The sequence below is a fragment of the Streptomyces sp. PKA51 genome, assembly GCF_057552455.1.
In genome coordinates this window covers 76,043-98,421 of the sequence record NZ_BAAJPZ010000019.1, presented here as the reverse complement: position 1 = coordinate 98,421, position 22,379 = coordinate 76,043, and the positions used below count along the sequence as shown (strand labels likewise).

Genomic DNA, 22,379 nt, shown 5'->3' with positions numbered 1-22,379 from the left:
GCAGGCGGCACGGCCTGCACCGCACAGGCCGGCGCACGCCACCGTGACGGCCGGCGCCCGGGCCCATCGAAGACGGCTGACCGGACGCTGCCACGGCCCCGCGCGGCGGGGTGCGTGGCAGCGCTGCGCCGCGCTGCTGCTCGCCTGTCTGATCTGCTGGTGGGGCGGCCTGCCCGGTGCGTCACCGGCCGCCGGGGCCGTTCGGGCCCCTTCCCCTTCCCCCTCCCCCTCCTCCCCCGCCCCGGTCCCCGCGGCCGACGACTGCCACACGGCGCAGCTGGGCGCCGCCCACACGCAGGTCCGGCTGCGGCTGGAGAACCAGGCCCGTTCCGTGCCCCAGGCCACGGGGCTGATGACGGTCCGCGTACCGGCCGGCTGGGCGTACGCCGACGACCTGCTGCTGAGCGAGGAATCCGAGGACTACCGGCGTGCGATGCGCTGCCTGCTGCGTGGACCGAAAACCATGCAGCGCCCGGAGGAGTGGCGCCCACACGGTCCGCGGGTGCAGGCCGCGGCGTCGTGGGTGGAGGTCCGCTACGAGACGCTCTTCCGCTTCCACTCCGGCGGGCACTTCGACATCGGCCCGTGGGCGATGGACGTCCGCAACAGCACATGGGGCCTGCAGCTCTCCGTCCCTCCCGCCCTCACGGCCGCCCACTGGGACCGGGTCGAGGTCGACCTCGGCGGCCTCGACACCTCCACCGTCACCCCCATGCCGGCGACCGCGGGCGGCGGGCACCTGGTGTGGACGGGGCTGCACGGCGCGGCAGGCCACGCCCCGGTGGTGACGGTGAAGGTGACCCCTCCCTGGCAGCGGGCCTGGACGGCCATCAACGCGAGCAGCGAACCGTGGCTGGTGGCCAACGCCGCCGGCATGACCACCTGGTGGGTGGGCACCTCGATCGTCCTGGTCCTGGCCGCCCTGCGCGCCCGCCGCCAGCCCGCCGGACCGCAGCTCAGCGACCTGGAGCGCAGCAGCGGCACCGCCCTGTGGCGGTGGGGCGTGATCAAGGCGGTCCTGGGCGTGATGGTCCTGCTGCTGTACAGGGTGATCGAAGACGCCGTCCACGCCGCCGTCCACCGGCCCCCGGACTGGCTCGGCTTCACCATGCGCTGGCCGGTGCTCATCGGCGCCGTGGCCGGGTGGCTCCTGGTCGTCACGGCACGCCCGAGGAGGTCCGTGCTGGTGGCCTCCTCGGCGGTCGCGGCGGCCGCCGTCGCGGTGGCCGTGGCACCGCCCCTGCTCGGGCTGACCCCGCAGCTGACCGGTCCCCGCCACCCGTCCGACACGGGCGGATTCGTCGTGGTGGTGGTGCTGGCCGCAGCCCTCCAATGGCTCTGGCTGGTCGGCGTCGCCGTCTGGGCCTGGCACCTTGCGCACCAGGGCGGGCTGCTGCGCCCGACGGCCCGCCCCTGGCGCCTGCGCCGGCTCGGCCCCGCGCTGGTGGCGGTGATCGCGCTGCTCCTGGTGTGGGCGGTCTGGGTCCTGGAACGCAAGTGGCAGCGCACCACCTGGCTCGTCGCTCACCACGTGGCCACCTACCACGCCCAGCACTTCACCGCCCTCGACCGTGACGTGGTCTCCTTCGCCTCGCAGATCCCGGCCTGGTACTACACCCACACCTGGGTCCTGACCGGCCTGGCGATCGTGGCCCTGCTGCGGGCCAGGGATCTCGCCCCCACCACGCCCTTCGCCAGCCCGACACCATTGGACCGGCTCCTGCTGGCGGTGTTCTTCGCCGTCGTGGTCGCCTGGCGACAGGGCTCCTATGCCGGCAGCCAGGCGTTCGCCGCGATCTGGCTCGTGCTCGACATCGCCGCGCTGTACGGCCTGCTCGCCGTCGGCCAGCGCCGCTCGGTGCTCACCCAGCATTTCGAGGGCTGCAGTGGCGACGGTTCCCCGCAACTGTGCGAGACCATCACCGAAGCCGAGCGCGACGAGCTCATCGCCCGCGCCCGCCGCTACCGCGAACTGACCGCGGCCCTGCGCACCATGGATCAGCAGGGCGGCGAAGGCGCGCTCGGCCGGCACGCGCTCGAAAAGGAGCTCAGCCGGCTCCACCGCTGGCGTCCGGCGTCCGACGCCGATGCCGCACGGCCCTGGCTGCCGTTCCAGGTCACCGTCGTCGACGTCGCGCTGAGCTGGGGGCCGCACGCCAAGTGGTGGGACAACGCCCGCCATGCCGCCGTCCTCGCGGCCGCCTTCGGCATCCCGGGCAGCATTCTCATGGTGTGGATGGCCTACGGGTCCGAGGCGCAATGGGAGCAGCGGGGCATCTACATGTTCGGCGCCCCCGAGATGCTCTTCATGTTCGTCTACTGGGAGTTGGTCTGGGCCGGTGCGGGCCTGGTCCTCGGGGCGCTGTGGCGCCTGCTGCCGGGCCGCCGAGGCCCCGCCCGGGCGTTCGCGCTGACGGTCGCCTACACCCTGCTCGTCGGGCTGGGCATCGTCGGCAACCTCATCACCGACCAGGAGATCGGCAACGTGGCCGTGGCCATCTCCCTCATGCTCCTGGTGCTCAGCCTCACCAGCCTGGCGATGGACGCGGACACCTTCCGCTCCGAACGCCGGTTCTGGCCCAACCGCATGGCACTCCTGCTGTCCATCTACCAGATCCGCGGCTTCTCGGCGCAGGTGGCCTACATCCTGATGCAGGTCGTTGCCGTTCTGACCATTTTGAAGTTCTTCGCCGGAGGGGAGATGCGCTGGAAGTGACCGGCCGGCCCGTTCGTACGGCGGCGTCAGCCGGTCGGCGTGACCAGCCCCCTTTCGTAGGCGATGATGACGAGTTGGACGCGGTCGCGGGCGCCCAGTTTGGTGAGCAGCCGGGAGACGTGGGACTTGGCGGTGGCGACGGTGATGAAGAGGTCCTGCGCGATCTCGGTGTTCGACCGGCCGCGGCCGACCAGGGTCAGCACTTCCCTCTCCCGTTCGGTGATGCCCTCGACCGGCCGGGGGGAGCGCTCGGGGGCGACGGCCTCGGGGCGCGCGGCGAAGTCCGCGATCAGACGGCGCGTGACGCTCGGGGCGATCAGCGCGTCGCCGGCGGCGACCACGCGGATCGCCGCGAGGATGTCGTCCAGCGCCATGTCCTTGACCACGAAGCCGCTCGCGCCGGCCCGCAGCGCGCCGTAGACGTGGTCGTCCTCGTCGAAGGTGGTCAGGACCAGGACGCGGGCGCTCGTCGGGCCGGCCGTGATCCGGCGGGTGGCCTCGATGCCGTCCATGCCGGGCATGCGGATGTCCATCACCACGACGTCGGGGTCGACCTCGCCGGCCAGGTGGACCGCCTCGCCGCCGGTGGCGGCCTCGCCGACGACCTCCAGGTCGGGGTGGTCGGCCATGATCACGCGCAGGCCGGACCGTACGAGCGGCTGGTCGTCGGCGAGCAGGATGCGGACGGTCATCGGGCGGCCTCCGCCGGTACGCCGACGGGTGCGGGCAGCGGCAACCGGGCCGCCACCCGGAAGCCGCCTTCGGGGCGCGGACCGGCGCTGAGGTGCCCGCCGAGCAGGCCGACGCGCTCGCGCATCCCGACGATGCCGAAGCCGTGGGCCGGGCCGTTCCCCGGGGCACCGCGCCCGTCGTCGACGACCTCCACGGACAGCTCCTCGTCCCCGTGGTCCACGGTCACCCGGCACTGCCCGGTGCCCGCGTGGCGGACCACGTTGGTCAGCGCCTCCTGCACGATGCGGTAGGCGGACAGTTCGATGTCGGCGGGCAGCGGACGCTGCCGACCGCCGTGGTGCACCTCGACGCGGACCCCCGCGTCCGCGGTCGCCGCCGCCAGCCGCTCGATGTCGGCCAGCCCCGGCGCGGGCGCGAGCGGTGTACGCGGCGAGGCGGCCGTATCCGCGTCCACCTGACGGAGCGACACCAGGGTGCGGCGAAGGCCCGAGAGGGTCTCCCTGCTGGTGGCCTCGATGGCGCGCAGGGCCTCGCGGGCCTCCGCCGGCTGGGTCTCGATGACCCGGCTGCCCACGCCGGCCTGGATGGCGATGATGCCGATGCTGTGCGCGACCATGTCGTGCAGTTCCCGTGCGATCCGCAGCCGTTCGGCGGTCACGGCCTCGGCCGTCTCCTGTGCCCGCAGTGCCACCGCGTGCTGGCGGCGCTCACGGCCGAGCAGTCCGGCCGTGCAGGACGCGGCCATCGCCAGGAGGGCGATCACCTCGTTGACGGTCAGGGCGTCGCCGTGCGTGAAGATCGCGATCATCAGGAACTGCACGACGAAGGACACGGCGACGGCGACGGTCGAGGCCCGCCGTGCGCAGGTGGCGACGATGCAGCCCAGGACGATGTCCACCGCCAGGTACGACAGGAACTGGCCCGCCAGGCCCGGGTGAACGGCAGCCGGGGTGCCGGCCACCACGACGGTGGACCCGAAGAGTGCCACGGCCAGGGCCGACAGCGGTGCCCGTCGTACCGCTCCCTGCAGCAGGCTCGCGGCCAGCAGCGCCCCGACACCGTGGACCGTGCCCGACGCCCGCGGCGCGCCTCCCACCAGCAGACCCACTGCGAGGAGGTAGGCGGCGACCCCGGCCCAGGCCACGGTCTTCGTTCTCGTGTTCACGCCGGGAGACTAACCGGCCGCCACCTGCGCGGCATCAGCCCGGGGGCGTACGCCCCCGGGCGCATCCGGCCGCACGATTGCCGCCCGCGGCCCCAAGCCCCGGCGGGGTGCCTCCCGGCAGGGTTGCCGTCGTGATCGAAGTCAGCGAACTCACCAAGCGCTACGGCCGCAGGACGGCCGTCGACCATCTGTCCTTCACCGTGCGGCCGGGCCGGGTCACCGGATTCCTCGGCCCCAACGGAGCCGGCAAGTCCACCACCCTGCGGATGATCCTCGGCCTGGACGCGCCCACCACGGGCACCGCCACCGTCGGCGGCGTCCCCTTCCGCCGCCACCCGCGCGGGCTGCGGCACGTCGGCGCCCTCCTCGACGCCGGTCGGGTCCACGGCGGCCGCAGTGCCTTCGCCCACCTGTCCGCCCTGGCCCGCAGCAACGGCATCCCGCGGCGCCGGGTGGGAGAGGTGCTGCAGGAGGTGGGCCTGGCCGAGGTGGCCGGCCGCCGTATCGGCGGCTTCTCCCTCGGCATGAAGCAGCGGCTGGGCATCGCCACCGCCCTGCTCGGCGACCCGCCCGTGCTCGTCTTCGACGAGCCGGTCAACGGCATGGACCCGGAGGGTGTGCTGTGGGTACGCCGGCTCTTCCGGCGCCTGGCCGCCGAGGGGCGCACGGTGTTCCTCTCCAGCCATCTGATGTCGGAGATGGAGAACACCGCCGACGAGCTCGTCGTCATCGGCCGGGGCCGTCTGATCGCCGCCGAGCCGGTAGGGGACTTCGCGGCCCGCGGTACCGGGCGCAGCGTCGTGGTGGCGACGCCGCAGGCCGCCGAGCTGGCGGCGGTACTGACCGCGGCGGGCGCCTCGGTCGGGCCGGAGGGCCCGGCCGGTGCCGAGAGGCTCGTGGTGACCGGGCTGCCGGCGCAGCGGATCGGCGCGCTCGCCTTCGAGCACCGCATCCGGGTGGACGAACTGACCACCCGCACCGCCTCGCTGGAGGCGGCCTTCATGGAACTCACCGGCGACAGCGCCGAATACCTGGCAGGACGGAACCGATGACCGCACTCGCCTCCCTCCCCCCGGCCGCCACTGCCGTCGCCGGGCCGCCCGCCCGCTTCCGTGACCTGCTCGCCTCCGAGTGGATCAAGGTGTGGTCCCTGCGCTCCACCCCGTGGACGATCGCGCTCACCGTCCTGTTCGTCGTCGGGTCCGCGGCGGTGGCCGCGATGGCGGACAGCGCCGCGGGATCCGGCCCCACCGAGTTCCTGCCCTTCGACGCCTTTCCGCCGGCCGGCTACTGGACGCTGATGCTCGTCGCCGGCTGCGTCGGCGCCCTCACCGTGGTCGGCGAGTACAGCAGCGGCCTGATCAGCACCACCACGGTGGCCGTACCCGCCCGCGGCTCGGTCATCGTGGCCAAGGCGACCGTCACCGCCGCCGTGTGGGGCGCGGTCGGCACGGCCGCCTCCCTCGGTTCCTTCCTGATGGCCCAGGCCGTACTGGACGGACGCCACGCCGGCGTCGCGCTCACCCACCCCGGAGTGCTCCGGGCACTGGTGGCCTCCGCGCTGCTGGCCCCGGTCTGCGCACTGGTCGGTCTGGGCCTGGGCGTTGTGCTGCGGCACACCGCCGCGACCATGGTCACCAGCGTCTTCGTCCTGCTGATGCTGCCCACCATGTTCTCGGAGAGCAACCGCTGGTCGGCGGGCATCAGGCACGCCATGGTGTCATCCGCCTGGAAGCGCCTGGTCGAGCCCTGGGGGCCGGGCCCCGACTCCCAGGCGTACACCGCCTCGGTCCCCGGCTCGTGGCTCGTGTACGCGCTGTGGCCGCTGGTCACGGTCGCACTGGCCGTGTTCGTCGTGGGACGCCGCGACGTGTGAGCGGTCCGCGTGCGGGCCTGCGCCCCCGGGGTTGACCTTGCCCTCAAGGGCAAGGTTTAACGTCCTTCGAGGTGAGAGGCATGCGCATCAGTGAACTGGCCCGCCGGGCGGGCGTGACGACGAAGGCAGTGCGGTACTACGAATCGCTGGGACTGCTCACGCCCGAACGGCTGGCCAACGGCTACCGGGACTACACGCAGGAGGATGTCCGCCTCGTACGGGAGATCCGGGCGCTCAGCGGTCTCGGCATCCCCGTCGAGGGCACCCGGCCGTTCCTGGACTGCCTGACGGCCGGCCATCGGCACGCCGACGACTGCCCGGCCTCGCTGGCCGGCTACCGGGACGCCATCGACGACCTCACGCGCAGGATCGAGGGACTCACCGCCCGCCGGGCGCTGCTGATGGCGCATCTGCGGGATGCCGCCCACCGCAACAGCCGTCTTTCACCGATCCGCGTTCCCCCGGCCGACGAAGGAGAGCACCCGATGCCGATGCCCGAGCCAATGCCCGACCACGCGCATGCGCCCGCCGCCCCGCCCGTCCCTCTGGACGACGGCGCGGCCGCGCACCTGCCCGGCATGAGGATCCCACGCCTGGAACTGCAGGCGACCGGCGGGAGAACGATCAGGCTCGACGCGCTCGGGGCGGGCCGGACGGTGCTCTACGTCTACCCGCTCACCGGTCGTCCCGACGCCGACCTGCCCGAGGGCTGGGACTCCATTCCGGGAGCGCGCGGCTGCACCCCGCAGGCCTGCGGGTTCCGCGACCACCACCAGGACCTGCTCGCCGCGGGGGCGGACGCGGTGTACGGCCTGTCGAGCCAGGACACCGTCTATCAGCGCGAGGTCGTCGAGCGGCTGCGGCTGCCGTTCGAGATGCTCTCCGACCCCCAGCGGCGGTTGGGCCAAGCACTCGGGCTGCCCACGTTCGAGGCCGGCGGGCTGACGCTGTACAAGCGGCTGACGCTGATCGTGCGCGACGGCGTGATCGAGCACGTCTTCCATCCCGTCTTCCCTCCGGGCGAGCACGCCGAGCAGGTCCTCGCCTGGCTGCGACCCTAGGCGGTGTCCGGCGGATCGTGCAGTGCCCCGTAGGGGCGCGGGGCGGTGCATGATCTGCGGCTGCCGCCGCGTGGGCGCGACAAGCCACGACGTGCCCGCAGCCAGGGTGCCGTGCTTCGCCCGGGGCCTCGGGGTGGCACGTCGACTGCGGGCCGTCGCTGGCCGATCGCGCAGTTCCCCGCGCCCCTTCGGGGCGCCGTGGTGCCCCGAAGGGGCGCGGGACAGGCGCCAGGCGGCATCAGGCGTCGAGCGTGAGGGCGTTCTTGGCCTTCTCCAGGGACTCGTCGGCCGGTGTGCCGCCCTGGTTCTCGAGGGCGAGGGCCTGGTTGAGGGCGACGAAGGGGCGCATGCGCTCCTCGTAGCGGGCGAAGGCGACGGTGTGCTCGCCCTGGGCCCGGGCGAGTTCGTCGGCGAGGACGTATCCGCCCACCAGGGCCAGGCTCGTGCCCTGGCCGGAGAGCGGGGAGGCGCAGTAGCCGGCGTCGCCTGCGAGCGCGACGCGTCCGCGGGACCAGCGGTCCATGTGGATCTGGGCCATCGAGTCGAAGAAGAAGTCGGGCGCCTCCCGCATGGCCTGGAGCAGGCGCGGCGTCTCCCAGCCGGTGCCGGCGAGGCCGGCGGTCATGAGGGCCTTCTGCTGCTCGGTGTCGCGGTGGTCGTAGGCGAGGGGCTGTTCGGAGCGGAAGCCCAGCGTGGCCCGCATCTCGCGGTTGCCGCGGACCGGGTAGACGCAGTAGGTGGCGGCTTCGTCGTTGAGCCAGACCTGCCAGTCGTCCAGGTCGAGGAAGTTGTCGGTGCTGAAGACCGTGACGTAGGCACCGAGGTGGCGGATGAACCGTTCCTCGGGCCCGAAGGCGAGCTGCCGGACCTTCGAGTGCAGTCCGTCGGCGCCGAGGACGAGGTCGAACGTGCGGTCCGCGCCCCGCTCGAAGCCCACCCGCAGGGCGGTGCCGTCCTGGTCGTCGAGGGCGGCTATGGAGTCGTCGAAGAGGAACTGCACGCCTGCCTCGCGCGCCTGCCGGTACAGGAGTCCGACGAGGTCGTCGCGCAGCAGCTCGATGTCGTCGCTGTCCAGCCGGCCGCTGCTGTAGGTCATTTCGGTGGAGCGCCACTGCTCCACTCCCCGGGCGTCGAGCATCGACATGCCGCGCATGCGGGTCCGCAGGTCGCGGGCCTCGTCGAGGATGCCCGTGCGGTCCAGGACGTCCAGGGCGACGCCGCGTACGTCGATGGCCTGGCCGCCCGGTCGGACGTCCGGTGCGCGCTCGACGACGGTGACGGCGAATCCGCTGCGGCGCAGCCAGTGGGCGAGGGTGAGGCCGGCGATGCTCGCACCGGAAACGAGGACGTTCTTCACGGGATGCTCCTGGGTCGGGGCCGTTGTGGCCGTCGGGGCCGTGGCGGCGCGGCTACGCCGTACGCACTGAATGTACAGCGTACGCACAGCCTAGGACAAGGGGAGGCCCTGATTGCGCGCTAATCTGTACTAGGACAGAAGGAAGGGGTGTGATCCATGGTCGCTCACGAGATGCCGCCGTATCTGCGCATCGCCGCCGAGCTGCGCCGCCGCATCGCGGAAGGCGAACTCGCCCCGGGGGAGCGCGTACCGTCCACCCGGCAGATCGCCAAGGAGTGGAACGTCGCCCTGGCCACCGCCACCAAGGTGCTGACGGCCCTGCGCCAGGAAGGTCTGGTGGAGGCGCGGCCACGGGCCGGCACGGTGGTGGCGGCCCGACCGGGAGGCGCCGCCGCCGCGCCCGTACCGCAGGGTGCACCGTCCCCGGTGCCCGCCGCGGACGGCGAGCTGACGCGGGAGCGCATCGTGCGGGCGGCGATCGCGATCGCCGACGAGGACGGGATCGCCGCACTGTCGATGCGGACGATCGCCGCCCGGCTGGGCGTCGCGGCCATGTCGCCGTACCGCCACGTCACTGGCAAGGAGGATCTCCTCCTGCTCATGGCCGACGCCGTCCTGGCCGAGGCGTCCTACCCGGCCGACGCGCCGCCGCACTGGCGCGGCCGTCTCGAAGCCGGCGCCCGGGCGCTGTGGGCCCTGCACCGCGCCCACCCGTGGCTGGCCCGGATCGCTCCCCTGACCCGCCCGGTGCCCGTGCCGAACCTGATCGCCTATTCGGAGTGGATGCTCGGCGCCCTCGACGGGCACGGGCTGGGCCCGGCCGCCATGTTCAACATCAACGTGCTGCTCTACAGCCACGTCCAGGGCACGGCCGTCCACCTGGAGCGCGAGGACCGGGCCCGGCGCACCACCGGAATGTCGGAGGACCAGTGGATGGACGCCCAGTCGGCGGCCTTCGACTCCCTCATGGCGTCCGGCGCCTACCCCACCTTCACCAAGGTGATCGGCGCCTTCGGTGAAGAGGGCTACGATCTCGACCTCGACGAGGTCTTCGAACTCGGCCTGACCGCGATGCTGGACGGGCTGACCGGGCTCATCGACGGCCGGAGTGCACCGGCACGGGCTTCTCGAGAAGCGTGAACGACTTCGGCGCACCGCCCGGCTGCGGCTTGCCCTCCTTGCGGCCGACGGCCCGGTAACCGGCGCCGAGGTAGTAGGCGTTCAGGCGCGCGTTGCCGGCGAGGCAGTCCAGACGCACCAGCGTCCTGCCCGCCTCGGCCACGCGGTGCTCCGCGGCCTGCAGGAGCCGGCGTCCCGTCCCGGCTGCGACACTGCCGTGGTCGACCATCAGCCGGTGCACATAGCCGGCCGTCGGCGGCTGCGGGCCCCAGGCGTCCTCGTCCTGCCACCACAGCTCCCAGGCCCCGACCACGCGGCCGGCCATCTCGGCGAGCCATACCTCCCCGTCGTCCATGACCCGGCGGAAGTGGTCCGTATCGAGCTCGCCGGGCCGCCACTGGTCGGTGACGCCCCGGGCCAGGATCCATCGGGCGGCGTCGTCGCGCAGGCGCACGAGGGCGGCGAGGTCGGTGTCGTCGGCGAGGCGGAAGCGCAGATCGTGCATGCGGGCATCCTCGCACGGCCCGTCAGGCAGTGGCCTTCCTCGCCGACGTCCTTCTCAGGTCTCCTCGGCAGGGTCCAGCAGATGCGGGCCGTTGTTGCGGACGTTGTTGACGGCCGTGGACACCGCGCGGGCGTCGAGGTGGCCGGCGGCCGGTGGGGTCAGCAGCGTGTGGAGCTCGGCGGGCTCGTCGTGGGCGGGGTCGAGCCAGGTGTCCCAGTCGTCCGGTGCGACGGCCAGGGGCATGCGGGGGTGGATCCGGCCGGCGGCGTCGGTGGCTTCGGTGGTGATGACGGTGCACGTCGCCACCCATGCGGCCGGGTCGTCGTCCGGGAGGCCGGGGTCGCGCCACCATGCGTACAGCCCGGCCATCGCCATGACCTGGCCGTCGGTGGGGGTGATGAAGTACGGCTGCTTGTACGCCTTTTTCTTCCCCTCGGCCGGCACGGACACCCATTCGTAGAAGCCGTCGGCCGGCAGCAGGCACCGGCGTTTGGCGAACGCGCTGCGGTAGGCCGGCTTCTGTGCCACCGTCTCGGCCCTGGCGTTGATCATCTTCGCGCCGGTGTCCAGGCTCTTCGCCCACGACGGCACCAGGCCCCAGCGCAGCGGCCGCAGCCGTCGCACCACCTCGCCCGTCTGCCGGTCCGGCCTTTCCAGGACGGACCACACGTCGTCGGTCGGCGCGACGTTCCAGGACGGGGCCAGGGCTTCCTGCGGCTCCCAGGAGGTCACCCGGAACAGGCCGGCGAGATCCTGCGGAGCGCGAGTGGACACATATCGACCGCACACGCGTCCCACCCTACGCCGACCGGGCGCTGCGGCACGGGCGGCCCGTCAGGCGTCGGCGCTCGTGATGACCGCGAACGGGGCTCCGGCGGGGTCGAGGAACATGGCCATGCGCCCGATGCCGGGGGCGTCCATGGCCGCGATGACGACCGTGGCGCCGTGCTGCGTGGCCGCCGCCAGCGTGGCGTCGCAGTCGGTGACCTCGAAGTAGGGGTGCCATTCGGAGCGGGCACCCGCGGCCAGGTGTTCCTCGGGCAGCTGCATGAGGCCGCCGTGCATGGTGTCCACTCCCCCGCCCGCGGGCCCGGCGATGCTGTAGGCGAGGTCGCCGCCCACCGGCAGGTCGCGGGTCTCCCACGGCAGGACCGCGCGGTAGAACGTCTTCGCCGCCGCCAGGTCCGTCGTGTACAGCTCGACCCAGCTGGCCGAGCCCGGGGCGTTGACCAGGTCCATCCCGGCCACGTCACCGGCCTGCCAGACGGCGAACTCGGCACCGGTGGGGTCGGTGAAGCCGGCCATGCGGCCGGCGGTGAAGACGTCGCCCGGCGGGATGCGCACCGCGCCGCCCGCCTGCTCGACGGCCTTGGCCGTGGCGTCGGCGTCCTGCGTGCGGAAGTACACCGTCCACGCGGGGCCGGCGCCCTCCTCCGTCAGTGGTCCGATGCCGGCGACCGTTTTGCCGTCCAGGCGGAAGAAGCCGTAGCCGACGGCGGGGCCTGCCGAGGCGTACTCCCAGCCGAGGACCGCGCCGTAGAAGGAGATGGCGGCGTCGAGGTCGGGGGTGCCGAGGTCGAGCCAGGCCGGCCCGCCGGGGACATGGGTGGACGTCAGCATGGGGTGTCCTTCCGGCTGCAGGAGCGCGTCGGGTCCCAGCATGGCAGGGGGCACCGACAATCCCGCCGAGGCGCGGGCGCGCTCAGCGCACGACCGGGGCCTGCCCGCCCGTCAGTTCGGTGGCGTACGGCGGCCGGGCGCCGGCCCGGGAGCAGGTCAGCGCGGCGGCGCGGGCGGCGAAGGCGAGGACGTCGTGCCACCGGTCCGCGTCCAGGGCGGGTGCGCCCGTGAGGGCGCCGTGGTGGTCGAGGCGGTGCAGCAGCGCGGCGTTGACGGTGTCGCCCGCCCCGATGGTGTCCACGACGTCCACCTCCGCCCCGGGGACGGACACCTCGAGGCCGTCGCGGGTGCGCACGGTCAGGCCGGCGGCGCCCCGGGTGAGGACCACGGCGTACGGGCCCGAGGCGAGCCACTCCTCGACGGCGCGGGCGGTGTCGGTGGACTCCGCCAGCCAGGCCGCGTCCTCCTCGGAGAGCTTGAGCAGGGTGGTGCGGGGCAGCCAGGAGCGGAAGCGGGCGCGGTGGGCGGCGGGGTCGGGGACGAGGCCGGGCCGGATGTTCGGGTCGAGCGCGGTGAACAGGCCGCTGTCGAAAGCGCGGCGCATCAGCTCCTCGTAGGCGGTGGCCCCCGGCTCCAGGACGAGGGAGCAGGTGCCGAAGGCGAGGGCGCGCGCCGCGGCGGGCAGGGCGGCCGGGAGCTGGAAGAGGCGGTCCGCTGTGCCCTGCGCGTGGAAGGTGTACGTGGCCGAGCCGTCGTCACCGACGTGGGCCACCGCCAGGGTGGTGGGTTCGGGGCCGCGCTGGACGAGGGAGGTGTCCACGCCGTCCGCGGTCAGGGCGCGCAGGAGGGCCTCGCCGAAGTGGTCGGTGGACAGCCGTGAGCAGAAGGCGGTCGGGGAGCCGAGGCGGGCGAGGGCGACGGCGGTGTTGTAGGGGCCGCCGCCGCGCCGGGGCAGCAGGGCGGGCAGCTCGTCGTCGGCTGCGGGCCCGGCGGGGACGAGGTCGATGAGGGCTTCCCCGGCGACGATGATCACGGGTGGTGGGTCCTTTCGACGCGTTGGGGTGGCAGGGGTGGCTGCGCGGTCAGACCGCGAACCACACCTTCTCGATGCGGTCGGCGCCGACTTCGTACAGGGCGACCGCGGTGCGCACGCCGTCGCCCGGGAAGCCGGTGACGACCTCCTGGTCGATCACGAGCCGGCCGTGGACGACCCGCGAGACGAGTTCGGCGTGCAGGTGGGGGCTCGCCTCGAAGAGGGCGGCGTAGCGTTCCCGGAACGCCGGGCCCGAACGGTCGGCCAGCACCTCGCCGGACGGGAAGGCGTGCACGGGGACGTCAGGGGCGTAGTAGCCCAGGAACGCCTCCAGGTCACGGGCGTTGTAGGCGGCGAGCTGGCCGTCGACTATCTCTTCGGGGGACACGGGGCTTGCCTTTCGTCGGTCGCTTCTCCCGCAACCATTGTGGATCACGCCGGTGGGTGCGGGGCCGTGCTCGCGGCCCCGCAGCGGGGCGCACGACAGATGGTGAACATTTGTTTGACGCCGGGTCATCGCCAGGGACAAACTCGACGGTTGATAACCGGCCAAACAAAACCAATGGAGCCGTATGTCCCAGCCCACGCCGCCCCCGTCCCGTGCCAGCCGGAGGACGATCCTCACCGCCCTCGCGGCGGCCACCGCGGGAGCGCCCCTGCTCACCGCGCTCGGCACGGGAACCGCCCACGCCACGGGCGCCGACGACCGCTTCGCGTCCAACACCGACCTCTACACCCGGCTCCCCGACGGCGAGGGCACCGACTTCGCGCGCCGCTACAAGCGGCACGAGATGGCCGACCCGAGCCTGGAGGGACGCTTCCCCTTCACCCGCACGACCGTCATGGCCCTGCACGGCGGCGGCATCGAGGCCGGTACGTCCGAGCTGTGCCTGGCCGTCGCCGGCTACCACCCGGCCACGCTGGAGCGGATGCAGGCCGACGGGGCCGTGCACGACTACTGGATGTTCGAGGGCCTGCGCAGCAAGGACAACGACGAGCTGCACGTCACCTCCCGCAACTGCGACGACCGCGTCGCCCTGGCCATGGCCGCCGGCAGCCTCAACGTGCTGAGCCTGCACGGCTGCACCGCCGCCCAGGCCGGCGTCCCCGCCTCCCGCCCCGAGGCGGTGGTGGTCGGCGGCCGCAACGCCGACTTCCGGCGCCACCTGCACCAGGAGCTGGGCGCCGCGGGCTTCCGGACCGTCGACGGCACGAAGATCTCCGCCCTCGACGGCGACGACCCGCAGAACATCTGCAACCGCACCCTGCTGGGCAAGGGCGCCCAGCTGGAGCTCACCACCGAGCTGCGGCAGAGCCTGTTCGGCACCTTCACCCGCCAAGGGCGGGGGCGGACCACCAACGACGCCTTCCGCCGCTTCACCGACGCCTGCCGTGCGGCGATCGCCCGACTGGAGGCGGGGCCGGACCAGGTCATCCTCTAGGGCGGCCCCTCGGGACGATTCCTGTCGTGACGTCCTCGGCGGGTCGCGTGACATGTGCGTGTAACGCGGCCCGCTCCCCACCGCGTGTATGGAGTGACGTCAGATCACGGAAGGAAACACGGTGGGGGAAGCACCCGGCGACTACCTGGAGTTCGCGACCGCGCGCAGCGGCTATCTGTTCCGTACGGCCTGCCTGCTCACCGGTGGCGACTGGCACCTCGCGGAGGACCTGGTCCAGGAGACCCTCGCCAAGATGTTCCGGTCGTGGCGGCGGATCAACCGCAATCATGCGCCCGTCGCCTACGCGCACACCGTGCTGGTGCGCACGTTCCTCTCGCACCGGCGCCTGCGCAGCTCCGGCGAGCGGCCGAGCGACTGGTTCCCGGACGCCGCCGGGCACGGCGACGACGCGGCGCTGCGGCTGACGTTGCTGGACGGTCTGGCGCGACTGGCCGCCAAGGACCGTGCCGTGCTGGTGCTGCGCTACTGGGAGGACCGCACGGTGGAGGAGACCGCCGCGGTCATGAAGCTCTCCCAGGGAGCGGTGCGCGTGCGCAGCCTGCGGGCGTTGCAGCGCCTGCGCGAGCTGCTCGGCGACGAGCTGTCCGAGCTCGCGGCCCGCTAGGCCGCGCACCGCCGTCCCCCTCACCGCTGTACGAGCCGTACGTACGAACGGAGCTGTCCCCCATGTCACTCGACCACCACGACGACGCGTTCGAGCGGCGGCTGACCGCCGCCTTCGAGGACGCGGTCCGCGCCTGTCCCCCGCACTCCCCCGACCTGGTCGACCGCGCGAGCGCGCGGGGCCGCCGGCTGCGCCGGGTGCGCGCGTTCCAGGTCGGGGCGGGGTGCGCCGCGCTGACGCTGGTCGCGCTCGGCGGCACGCTCCTGGGCACCGGCGGGGCCGGCGGGGCGCCGGCCCCCCGGGACGTCTCCCCCGCGGCGTCCGGCACCGCGCGGCCGGCCGCCACGCCGGTCAGCGGGGAGGAGATGGCCGCGACGCTCACGAGCCTGCTGCCGAAGGACGGCACGGTCTCGGGCGCCTCGGGCACCGGCTCGGGCGGCTCCGGGAAGACGGCCCCGACCGCCAAGCTCACGTACACGAATGCGCACGGCAGCTCCGGCATCGACATCGCCGTCCACCGGTTGGCCCCCGGCGACCGGCCGGACGGCTGCCTTCCCGTGCAGGTACGGCCGTACGACCGGTGCGAGGCCCGCACACTGCCCGACGGCTCCGTGCTCTACACCACCAAGTCCTTCACCTACCCCAGTGGCAACACCGGCCAGCGGCGCTGGTACGCCGAACTGGTCACCCCGGACGGGGCGGTGCTGTTCCTGCAGGAGTTCGGGGGCGGCGAGGAGAAGGGGTCGGACGACGGCGCCGAACCGGTGCTCGGCCTGGAGCAGCTGGCCGCGATCGTCCGCAGTCCGGCCTGGCGCAAGGCCGTCGACGCCGTGCCGGCCCCGGCCTCCGGCGCGCCCCGGCAGCAGGGCGTCCCGGGCGAGCATCTGACCGAGGTCCTGACGTCGCTGCTGCCGCCGGGCGGCCGGATCACGGACCGCAACTCCGGCCCCGGCCTCGTCCAGCTGGTCTACGACGACGGCCACGGCAAGGCCATGATCGAGGTGGATGTGCAGCGCAACATGACCGACGCGCTGGCCGGGCACATGGACTGCCCGTCGGGCTCCGGCGACGCCGACTGCCGCAGCCGTACCCTCCCCGACGGCACCCGGATCAAGGTCGCCCGCGAGCCCTCGGAGAAGGGTGGCTCCGCCGTCGTCCGGTCCGCCGACACGCTGCGCCCGGACGGTCGCCGCGTCCTGGTCCGCGAGATCAACTCCTACGCCGAGAGCGGCCCGGTGACCCGCCCGGAGCCGCCGCTGAGCCCGGAGCGGCTCGAGACCATGGCGCTCGACGGGCGATGGTTGCGCTGATGCGGCGAGGCCCGGGCCATCGTGGCCCGTTGTCGTCTTGCCCGCGCCGCCCGCAGCCGATTGGCTGCGCCCCGGAACGTACGACCGGCGCGGGGCGTGGGGGGAATCATGCGGCGTTCGAGACGACTGGTGGTCCTGACGGCGGTCCTGGCGACCTGGGCGGCGGCCGCGGTGCCGGCCGCCGCCTCCGGCGGGCAGCGGCCGCGCCCGCGGACGGAGCGGGTGAGCGTGGCCGCGGACGGCACGCAGGCCCAAGTCGCCTCCCACACCCCCGCGATCACCGCCGACGGCCGGTACGCCGCCTTCCTGACGCGGGCGACCGTTCTCGTGCCCGGTACCCCGCGCGGCAACCATCTCTACCTCAAGGACTTGCGCACCGGCGCTCTGGAGCGGGCGAACGTGTCCGAGGACGGCAACCCGGATCTGCGGTGGGTGTACGCGTACTCCCTCAGCGCCACCGGGCGGTACGTCGTCTTCGCCTCCGCCGCCGAGGAAATGGGCCCCGGGCACGTCGTCGACACCCACCTCCACGTCCGCGACCGGGCCACCGGCCGGACCGAGGCGCTCCTGGACGACGGCCGACCGGGCGGCGCCGGCCATCCCGTCATCAGCGCCGACGGCCGCTACGTCGCCTCCGACTCCCTGCGGACCGACCTCGTCCCCGGCGGAGGCAAGCGCGAGTCTCAGGTGTACGTGCACGACCGCGCACGGCACACGACCCGGCGGGTGAGCGTCGCCTCCGACGGCGCCGTGGCCGACGGCCTCTCCCACATGCCGGTCATCAGTGCCGACGGCAGCAAGGTCGGCTTCCTGTCGGTGGCCGACAACCTGGGGACGGCCGGCGGCCCGCGGCCGGCGCCGCGGGAGAGCAGCTTCTACGTGCACGACCTGCGCACCGGGCGCACCCGGCCCGCCGCCCAGCGGCAGGACGGCACGCCGGCGTCCGTGGTGACCGAGCGCGGCCTGACTCCGGACGGGCGGTACGCGACCTTCTGCTCCTCCACACCCGGCATCGTGCCCGGCCACACCGGCACGATCCAGCAGTGCTACGCCAAGGACCTGCACACGGGCGTCACCCGGATGGTCACCCTGGCCCCCGACGGCGCTCCGGCCGACGGCCACACCTTCGCGGTGGTGATGAGCGCCGACCACCGCCGGGTGTTCTTCACCTCCTGGGCGCACAATCTCCTGCCGGGCGGCGCCGGGGAGTTCTCGGCGATCTACGCGCGGGACCTGCGCACCGGCGCCGTCGAGCGCATCGACGTCGCCGCGGACGGCACGGGGGCCGACAGCCTCGCGGGCGGGACCTCCGTCGACCGGTCGGGGCGTCGCGTGGCCTTCGAGAGCTGGGCGGGGAACCTGGTTCCCGGCGACACCAATGGCACCGGGGACGTCTTCCTGCGCCGGCTTCCCTGACCCGGCTCCCCGGCGCGGAATGCCGGGTATGAGGTGCGGCGGTGGACGGGTAGTCATCACTTGCATAGATCACGGCGTTTTGCCCGGAATGACGAACAGGCGTGCGCGGTGATCGCAGTGATGTCCTCGCGCTGTCCGGAAGGCACCACCCATGGCCGCCCCCGCCGTCCCGCCCGTCCGTCCCGTCGCCGGCCCTCGGGGCCTGCCGCTGCTGGGGAACCTGCCCGCATTCGGCCGGGACCCGCTGGGCTTCCTGGAACGCCTGCGCGACGACCACGGCGACGTGGTGAGCTGGTCGCTCGGCCCGCGGCGCGGCCTGTTCCTCTTCCACCCGCAGCACATCGCCGAGCTCCTCGGCGCGGTCGAGGTCACGTTCGAAACGCTGGAGATCGGCTGGGTGTTCCGGCAGGTGACCGGGCACAGCGTCATCCTCAGCGGGGGCGCGGAGTGGCGCCGCAAGCGGGCCCTCGTCCAGCCCACGGTCCGCCCGCGCCAGGTCCGCGCGTACGCCGCCGTCATGACGGACTGCGCCGGCGCGGCGGCCGACGGCTGGCGGGACGGGCAGTCGGTGGACGTCCACCGGGAGATGTCGCTGATCACCCAGCGGATCGTCCTGCGCACCCTGTTCGGCAACGATCTCGGCCGCCGGGCCCGTACGCTGGGCGACGCCATGGGGGTCGCCCAGCGCGCGGCGGGCGACGAGATCCGCAGCCCCGCTCTCTTCCTGCCCGGATGGGTGCCCACCCCCACGCGCCGCCGGGTCCTGCGGGCCGTCGCCGCCATCGACGCCGAGGTCCACCGCCTCATCGCCGCCCGGCGCGCCGAGGGGACCGGCGCCGCCCGCCGCGACGACCTGCTGACCCGGCTGCTGTGGGCTCGCGACGAACAGGGCCGGCCGCTGAGCGCCCGGGAGGTGCGGGACGAGGCGGTCACGCTCTGGGCCGCCGGCCAGGAGACCACCTCCACCGCCCTGACCTGGATCTGGTACCTGCTGTCCACCCACCCGGCCGCCCGCGCGCGGCTGGAGGAGGAGCTCGACCGGGTGCTCGGCGGACGGCCGCCGGCCATCGACGACCACGAGCGGCTGACGTGGACCCGATGGGTGGTCAAGGAGGCCCTGCGGCTGTACCCGCCCGCCTGGCTGATCCCGGCCGTCGCCGGCCCGTCCGCCGCGCTCGGCGGTACGCGCGTACGCCCCGGGACGATCGTGTGGTGCAGCCAGTGGGCCACCCACCGGGATCCCCGCTGGTTCCCCGACCCCACCGCCTTCCGCCCCGAACGCTGGGACCCGGCGGCCACGGCGCCCGTGCCCGATCACGCCTGGTTCCCCTTCGGCGGCGGCCAGCGCACCTGCCTGGGGGCGCGGTTCGCCCAGGTGGAAGCGGTCCTCGTGCTGGCCACCGTGGCCCAGCGCTTCCGCCTCGACGTGGCCCCCGGCCCTGTCACCCCGTACCCCGGCCTCCTCCTCCAGCCGGCCACTCCCCTGCGCGCGACCCTGCACGCCCGGACGCGCCCGCGGGCCTGCCGGGTGCAGGCGGGATGATGCCTCCATGACCGAGAACCGAGACCATGCGATACGGCAGGACGGCCCCGTCCTGCACGACACGTTCGCAGTGAGCCTGCGCCTGTCCGCAGCCCCCGCCGACGTGTTCCGCGCCTTCGCCGACTCCGACGTGCGGCGGCGGTGGTTCAAGCTGCCGGGCAGCGGGGCGAGGTACGAGCACGACTTCCGCGTCGGCGGCGGTGAGACCGCCTCCAGTACGTTCGCCACCTTCGCCATGGAGCCGCAGCAACTCGCGTACCGGTCGCGGTATCTCGACATCGTTGCCGATAGGCGCATCGTGTACGCCTACGAGTCGCACGTGGACGGGGTGCTGCGCTGGACCTCGCTCGTCACGGTCGAGTTGCGCACCGATGCGGGTGCGGATGCCGCTGCCGGTGCCGGTGCCAATACCGGTGCCGACGAGACCGTGCTGACGTGGACGGAGCAGGTCGCGTTCGTCGCGCCGACAGGCGACGGGAGCGACGATCTGCTGCACGTACGGGGCGGCACGCGGCTGCGCTTGAACGGACTGGCCGCGGCTCTCGCATAGGGTGACGCCGGTGCGGTGACGTGGCCGCTCGCTATGGTTGGCGATCATGCATGTACACCGACAAAGAACGGCTGCCCGGGCCCTGATCGCCTCCCTGGCGTTGTCCCTGGCGACGGCGACTCTGACCACCGGCTGCGGCTCCGGCAACGGTTCCGGTTCCGGTCCGGTGGCGGGGCCCGCCAAGCGGCCCGAACCTCTTCCCTCGGCCGAGACGGTCCTGGACACGGGCCGGCTCGAGACCGCGCTGCCGGATCGGTTCAGCGTTCCTGCGGACGTCTCGCAGTCCCGCACCAGGAAGGCGTGGGACTCCCACGACACCGCCGTCTGCCGGTCCGAGCAATGGCCGTCCGCGTGGTGTTCCAAGGCCGTCGCCTTCGGGCTGGCCGCGTACACCAATGCCCGCGACCAAGAGCTTTCGGTGCAGCTCATCTCCTTCCCTTCAGCCGAGGCGGCCGCGGCACTCTTCGTCGGCGGCGGGGCCGTGGACGACGCGGGGAAGAACCCTCCCGGTGACCAGATCGACAGCTTCGAGGTCCCGGCGGACGGCTCCTGGCAAGGCCGTGGATTCCACGTGCGCCAGGGCTCGGTGATCGCCGGCGTCAAGTACACCTGGAAGCAGGGGACGAACGTCCCCCCGGACCGCCTCATGGCGGTGACCAGGATGACGGTGGAGCGCATCAAGCAGGCCCAGCACGGCGACATGCCGAGCGCGTCGGCCCGCTAGGGCCTGTCCAGCGGATCGTGCGGTGCCCCGTGGGGCGCGAGGAACTGCGCGACAAGCCACCACGCGCCCGCAGACAGGGTGCCGTGCTTCGCCCGGGCCTCGGGGTGGCGCGTCGACTGCGGGCCGTCGGTGGCCGATCGCGCAGTTCCCCGCGCCCCTGACGGGGCGCTGTGGTGTCCCGCAACGAAGATCCGCCGGACAGGTGCCTGCTTAAGCTTCCGGCATGAACGACACCACGCATGGCATAAAGATCAGGCCGGGCGGTTTGGCCGACGCGCCCGCCATTTTGGACATGCTCGACTCCGCGGTCGCCTGGATGAACGGCCGTGGCAACACCGAGCAGTGGGGCACGACACCGTATTCGCAGAAGCCGGGTGGTGTGGAGCGGGTCGAGCGGTACACGACCGAGAACGTGCCGTATATCGCCGAGTGGGACGGCACGCCTGTCGGAGCCATGGTGCTGGACCGCGGGCCCAGCCCGCAGATGCCGATAGCGCCGGCCGCGGAACCCGAGCGGTACGTCCGGCTGCTGGTCTCCGACCGGCGGTACGCCGGCCGGGGCATCGGTGCGGCGCTGCTGGCCCATGCCGCCGAGGAGACCCGGCGGGCCGGAGTGGAACTGCTGCGGGTCGACTGCTGGGCGGGCGGCGGGGGCGAACTGGTCGCGTTCTACGAGCGCAACGGTTTCACCCCCACCGACCGTTTCCTGTCCGGCTCCTGGCCGGGACAGGTCCTGGCCCGGCGGGTCTGCTGACCGTGTGACCCCGACCAGGCCCGGCGGGCCATGGTGCACCGCCTGGAGGAACAAGGGTCCGCCGCGTACGGCCGCCTGAACGTCGTCATCGGCACCCGCACCCCCGCGGACCTGCTCTACGGCACCGAGCTTGCGCACTGGGCCCGCCCGTACTGCGGCGTGACCGTGGACCGGGCCGGCCCCGGATGGACCGGCAACGTCGGGGTCGTCACCACTTTGCTGGACCAGGCGGCGCTCACTGCGCACGACACCACGGCCTTCGTCTGCGGCCCCGAGGCCATGATCCGCGCCACCGCCCGCGAGCTGCTGCACCGCGGCGTCCGCCCACAGCACATCCGCGTCTCCCGCGAACGCAACATGCACCGGGATGAGCACAGCCGCCCTGCGAGCCGCGCGGCGCGAGGGATCCTGGAAGTGAGGCAGCCGGGCGCCCCTGCCCGGCACCGGGACGACCTGGGGAAGTGAGACGGCCATGTTCTGGTACGGCCACGGCGTCGGGGGCTGGGGGCTGTTCGCGATGACGGTGAGCATGGTCCTGTTCTGGGCCTTGATCATCACCGCCGTCGTCCTGCTCCTCCGCGCGCTCGCCCGCCCGCCGCAGGGCGACCGGTTCACCGGGTGGCAGCGGGGCCCGGCCGCCACGAGCGCCGAGCAGATCCTCGCCGAGCGCTACGCCCGCGGGGAGATCGACGAGGAGGAGTACGCCAGGCGCCTGGCCACCCTGCGCGGCTCACCGCCGGGTGCCGCCGGAGGATGACGGGCCGAAGGTCCCCGGACCGGATCCCGAGCGGCCCTCGCCCCGCTGCGGTGGTGGCGGGACTCTGAGGAGGACGACGCCGACCGGTCGGCCGGCGGCACCGGAAGCCGCAG

At 73.4% G+C, this 22,379-nt stretch carries 22 protein-coding genes and 1 pseudogene; 15 read left to right on the top strand and 8 right to left on the bottom strand.

What is annotated here, in order from left to right:
- Positions 1–43: 43 nt before the first annotated feature.
- Positions 44–2,716 carry a DUF6185 family protein gene (locus AC27L3_RS24005; RefSeq protein WP_487236126.1) on the top strand — a complete coding sequence of 891 codons (2,673 nt, stop codon included), beginning with the start codon at positions 44–46 and terminating at the stop codon, positions 2,714–2,716.
- Between the two features lie 26 nt (positions 2,717–2,742).
- Here AC27L3_RS24005 and AC27L3_RS24000 read toward each other — a convergent pair whose 3' ends face one another.
- Complete coding sequence (locus AC27L3_RS24000) at positions 2,743–3,408, bottom strand: response regulator (RefSeq protein WP_487236125.1); 666 nt, start codon at positions 3,406–3,408, stop codon at positions 2,743–2,745.
- Positions 3,405–4,574 carry a sensor histidine kinase gene (locus AC27L3_RS23995; protein WP_487236124.1) on the bottom strand — a complete coding sequence of 390 codons (1,170 nt, stop codon included), beginning with the start codon at positions 4,572–4,574 and terminating at the stop codon, positions 3,405–3,407. Before AC27L3_RS23995 ends, AC27L3_RS24000 begins: the two co-directional genes overlap by 4 nt.
- Positions 4,575–4,705: 131 nt before the next feature.
- Here AC27L3_RS23995 and AC27L3_RS23990 point away from each other — a divergent pair, with 131 nt between their 5' ends.
- From AC27L3_RS23990 to AC27L3_RS23980, 3 genes are all read left to right on the top strand, one after another.
- Positions 4,706–5,626, top strand: coding sequence for an ABC transporter ATP-binding protein (locus tag AC27L3_RS23990; protein ID WP_487236123.1), 921 nt, complete (start codon positions 4,706–4,708; stop codon positions 5,624–5,626).
- Positions 5,623–6,450, top strand: a complete 828-nt coding sequence (locus tag AC27L3_RS23985; protein WP_487236122.1) for an ABC transporter permease — start codon at positions 5,623–5,625, stop codon at positions 6,448–6,450. Before AC27L3_RS23990 ends, AC27L3_RS23985 begins: the two co-directional genes overlap by 4 nt.
- 80 nt (positions 6,451–6,530) lie before the next feature.
- Entirely contained in the window at positions 6,531–7,511 is a 981-nt protein-coding gene (locus AC27L3_RS23980) for a MerR family transcriptional regulator (protein ID WP_487236121.1), read from the top strand.
- 238 nt (positions 7,512–7,749) lie between these two features.
- Here the strand turns inward: AC27L3_RS23980 and AC27L3_RS23975 are convergent, their stop codons facing one another.
- Entirely contained in the window at positions 7,750–8,868 is a 1,119-nt protein-coding gene (locus tag AC27L3_RS23975) for an FAD-dependent monooxygenase (protein WP_487236120.1), read from the bottom strand.
- A gap of 156 nt (positions 8,869–9,024) precedes the next feature.
- On the opposite strand from AC27L3_RS23975, the gene AC27L3_RS23970 reads away from it, so the two are divergent.
- Positions 9,025–10,008, top strand: coding sequence for a TetR/AcrR family transcriptional regulator C-terminal domain-containing protein (locus AC27L3_RS23970; RefSeq protein WP_487236119.1), 984 nt, complete (start codon positions 9,025–9,027; stop codon positions 10,006–10,008).
- Here the strand turns inward: AC27L3_RS23970 and AC27L3_RS23965 are convergent.
- From AC27L3_RS23965 to AC27L3_RS23945, 5 genes are all read right to left on the bottom strand, one after another.
- Positions 9,962–10,492 carry a GNAT family N-acetyltransferase gene (locus AC27L3_RS23965; protein WP_487236118.1) on the bottom strand — a complete coding sequence of 177 codons (531 nt, stop codon included), beginning with the start codon at positions 10,490–10,492 and terminating at the stop codon, positions 9,962–9,964. The genes AC27L3_RS23970 and AC27L3_RS23965 overlap by 47 nt on opposite strands.
- A gap of 54 nt (positions 10,493–10,546) precedes the next feature.
- The gene (locus tag AC27L3_RS23960; RefSeq protein ID WP_487236117.1) at positions 10,547–11,281 is read right to left on the bottom strand and encodes an SOS response-associated peptidase; all 735 of its coding nucleotides are present in this window, start codon (positions 11,279–11,281) and stop codon (positions 10,547–10,549) included.
- 45 nt (positions 11,282–11,326) lie between these two features.
- A complete protein-coding gene (locus AC27L3_RS23955) occupies positions 11,327–12,112 on the bottom strand; it encodes a VOC family protein (protein WP_487236116.1) in 786 nt (261 codons plus the stop codon).
- Between the two features lie 82 nt (positions 12,113–12,194).
- A complete protein-coding gene (locus AC27L3_RS23950; protein WP_487236115.1) occupies positions 12,195–13,145 on the bottom strand; it encodes a carbohydrate kinase family protein in 951 nt (316 codons plus the stop codon).
- A gap of 49 nt (positions 13,146–13,194) precedes the next feature.
- Positions 13,195–13,533 carry a nuclear transport factor 2 family protein gene (locus AC27L3_RS23945; protein WP_487236114.1) on the bottom strand — a complete coding sequence of 113 codons (339 nt, stop codon included), beginning with the start codon at positions 13,531–13,533 and terminating at the stop codon, positions 13,195–13,197.
- Between the two features lie 184 nt (positions 13,534–13,717).
- On the opposite strand from AC27L3_RS23945, the gene AC27L3_RS23940 reads away from it, so the two are divergent.
- From AC27L3_RS23940 to AC27L3_RS23895, 10 genes and pseudogenes are all read left to right on the top strand, one after another.
- The gene (locus AC27L3_RS23940; protein WP_487236113.1) at positions 13,718–14,587 is read left to right on the top strand and encodes a poly-gamma-glutamate hydrolase family protein; all 870 of its coding nucleotides are present in this window, start codon (positions 13,718–13,720) and stop codon (positions 14,585–14,587) included.
- 121 nt (positions 14,588–14,708) lie between these two features.
- Positions 14,709–15,212 (top strand): SigE family RNA polymerase sigma factor, encoded by a 504-nt coding sequence (locus AC27L3_RS23935; RefSeq protein ID WP_487236112.1) that lies wholly within the window; start codon positions 14,709–14,711, stop codon positions 15,210–15,212.
- Between the two features lie 62 nt (positions 15,213–15,274).
- Entirely contained in the window at positions 15,275–16,522 is a 1,248-nt protein-coding gene (locus tag AC27L3_RS23930; protein ID WP_487236111.1) for a hypothetical protein, read from the top strand.
- A 108-nt stretch (positions 16,523–16,630) separates the two neighbouring features.
- Positions 16,631–17,938 carry a TolB family protein gene (locus AC27L3_RS23925; RefSeq protein ID WP_487236110.1) on the top strand — a complete coding sequence of 436 codons (1,308 nt, stop codon included), beginning with the start codon at positions 16,631–16,633 and terminating at the stop codon, positions 17,936–17,938.
- Positions 17,939–18,089: 151 nt separating this feature from the next.
- Entirely contained in the window at positions 18,090–19,481 is a 1,392-nt protein-coding gene (locus AC27L3_RS23920; RefSeq protein WP_487236109.1) for a cytochrome P450, read from the top strand.
- A gap of 7 nt (positions 19,482–19,488) precedes the next feature.
- Positions 19,489–20,031 carry an SRPBCC domain-containing protein gene (locus AC27L3_RS23915; RefSeq protein ID WP_487236108.1) on the top strand — a complete coding sequence of 181 codons (543 nt, stop codon included), beginning with the start codon at positions 19,489–19,491 and terminating at the stop codon, positions 20,029–20,031.
- 46 nt (positions 20,032–20,077) lie between these two features.
- Positions 20,078–20,755, top strand: a complete 678-nt coding sequence (locus tag AC27L3_RS23910; protein ID WP_487236107.1) for a hypothetical protein — start codon at positions 20,078–20,080, stop codon at positions 20,753–20,755.
- A gap of 223 nt (positions 20,756–20,978) precedes the next feature.
- Positions 20,979–21,509, top strand: a complete 531-nt coding sequence (locus tag AC27L3_RS23905; protein WP_487236106.1) for a GNAT family N-acetyltransferase — start codon at positions 20,979–20,981, stop codon at positions 21,507–21,509.
- Positions 21,510–21,551: 42 nt separating this feature from the next.
- Positions 21,552–21,869 (top strand): annotated as a pseudogene (locus AC27L3_RS23900) (ferredoxin reductase domain-containing protein); the annotation flags it as partial.
- Between the two features lie 112 nt (positions 21,870–21,981).
- Positions 21,982–22,266, top strand: a complete 285-nt coding sequence (locus tag AC27L3_RS23895; RefSeq protein ID WP_487236105.1) for an SHOCT domain-containing protein — start codon at positions 21,982–21,984, stop codon at positions 22,264–22,266.
- Positions 22,267–22,379: the final 113 nt, after the last annotated feature.

What these genes read in the sequence shown, in the direction of transcription:
- AC27L3_RS24000 (WP_487236125.1), bottom strand. Translation starts at nt 3,408, where the DNA reads ATGACCGTCCGCATCCTGCTCGCCGACGACCAGCCGCTCGTACGGTCC.
- AC27L3_RS23985 (WP_487236122.1), top strand. Translation starts at nt 5,623, where the DNA reads ATGACCGCACTCGCCTCCCTCCCCCCGGCCGCCACTGCCGTCGCCGGG.
- AC27L3_RS23980 (WP_487236121.1), top strand. Translation starts at nt 6,531, where the DNA reads ATGCGCATCAGTGAACTGGCCCGCCGGGCGGGCGTGACGACGAAGGCA.
- AC27L3_RS23970 (WP_487236119.1), top strand. Translation starts at nt 9,025, where the DNA reads ATGGTCGCTCACGAGATGCCGCCGTATCTGCGCATCGCCGCCGAGCTG.
- AC27L3_RS23965 (WP_487236118.1), bottom strand. Translation starts at nt 10,492, where the DNA reads ATGCACGATCTGCGCTTCCGCCTCGCCGACGACACCGACCTCGCCGCC.
- AC27L3_RS23955 (WP_487236116.1), bottom strand. Translation starts at nt 12,112, where the DNA reads ATGCTGACGTCCACCCATGTCCCCGGCGGGCCGGCCTGGCTCGACCTC.
- AC27L3_RS23940 (WP_487236113.1), top strand. Translation starts at nt 13,718, where the DNA reads ATGTCCCAGCCCACGCCGCCCCCGTCCCGTGCCAGCCGGAGGACGATC.
- AC27L3_RS23930 (WP_487236111.1), top strand. Translation starts at nt 15,275, where the DNA reads ATGTCACTCGACCACCACGACGACGCGTTCGAGCGGCGGCTGACCGCC.
- AC27L3_RS23925 (WP_487236110.1), top strand. Translation starts at nt 16,631, where the DNA reads ATGCGGCGTTCGAGACGACTGGTGGTCCTGACGGCGGTCCTGGCGACC.
- AC27L3_RS23920 (WP_487236109.1), top strand. Translation starts at nt 18,090, where the DNA reads ATGGCCGCCCCCGCCGTCCCGCCCGTCCGTCCCGTCGCCGGCCCTCGG.
- AC27L3_RS23915 (WP_487236108.1), top strand. Translation starts at nt 19,489, where the DNA reads ATGACCGAGAACCGAGACCATGCGATACGGCAGGACGGCCCCGTCCTG.
- AC27L3_RS23910 (WP_487236107.1), top strand. Translation starts at nt 20,078, where the DNA reads ATGCATGTACACCGACAAAGAACGGCTGCCCGGGCCCTGATCGCCTCC.
- AC27L3_RS23905 (WP_487236106.1), top strand. Translation starts at nt 20,979, where the DNA reads ATGAACGACACCACGCATGGCATAAAGATCAGGCCGGGCGGTTTGGCC.
- AC27L3_RS23895 (WP_487236105.1), top strand. Translation starts at nt 21,982, where the DNA reads ATGTTCTGGTACGGCCACGGCGTCGGGGGCTGGGGGCTGTTCGCGATG.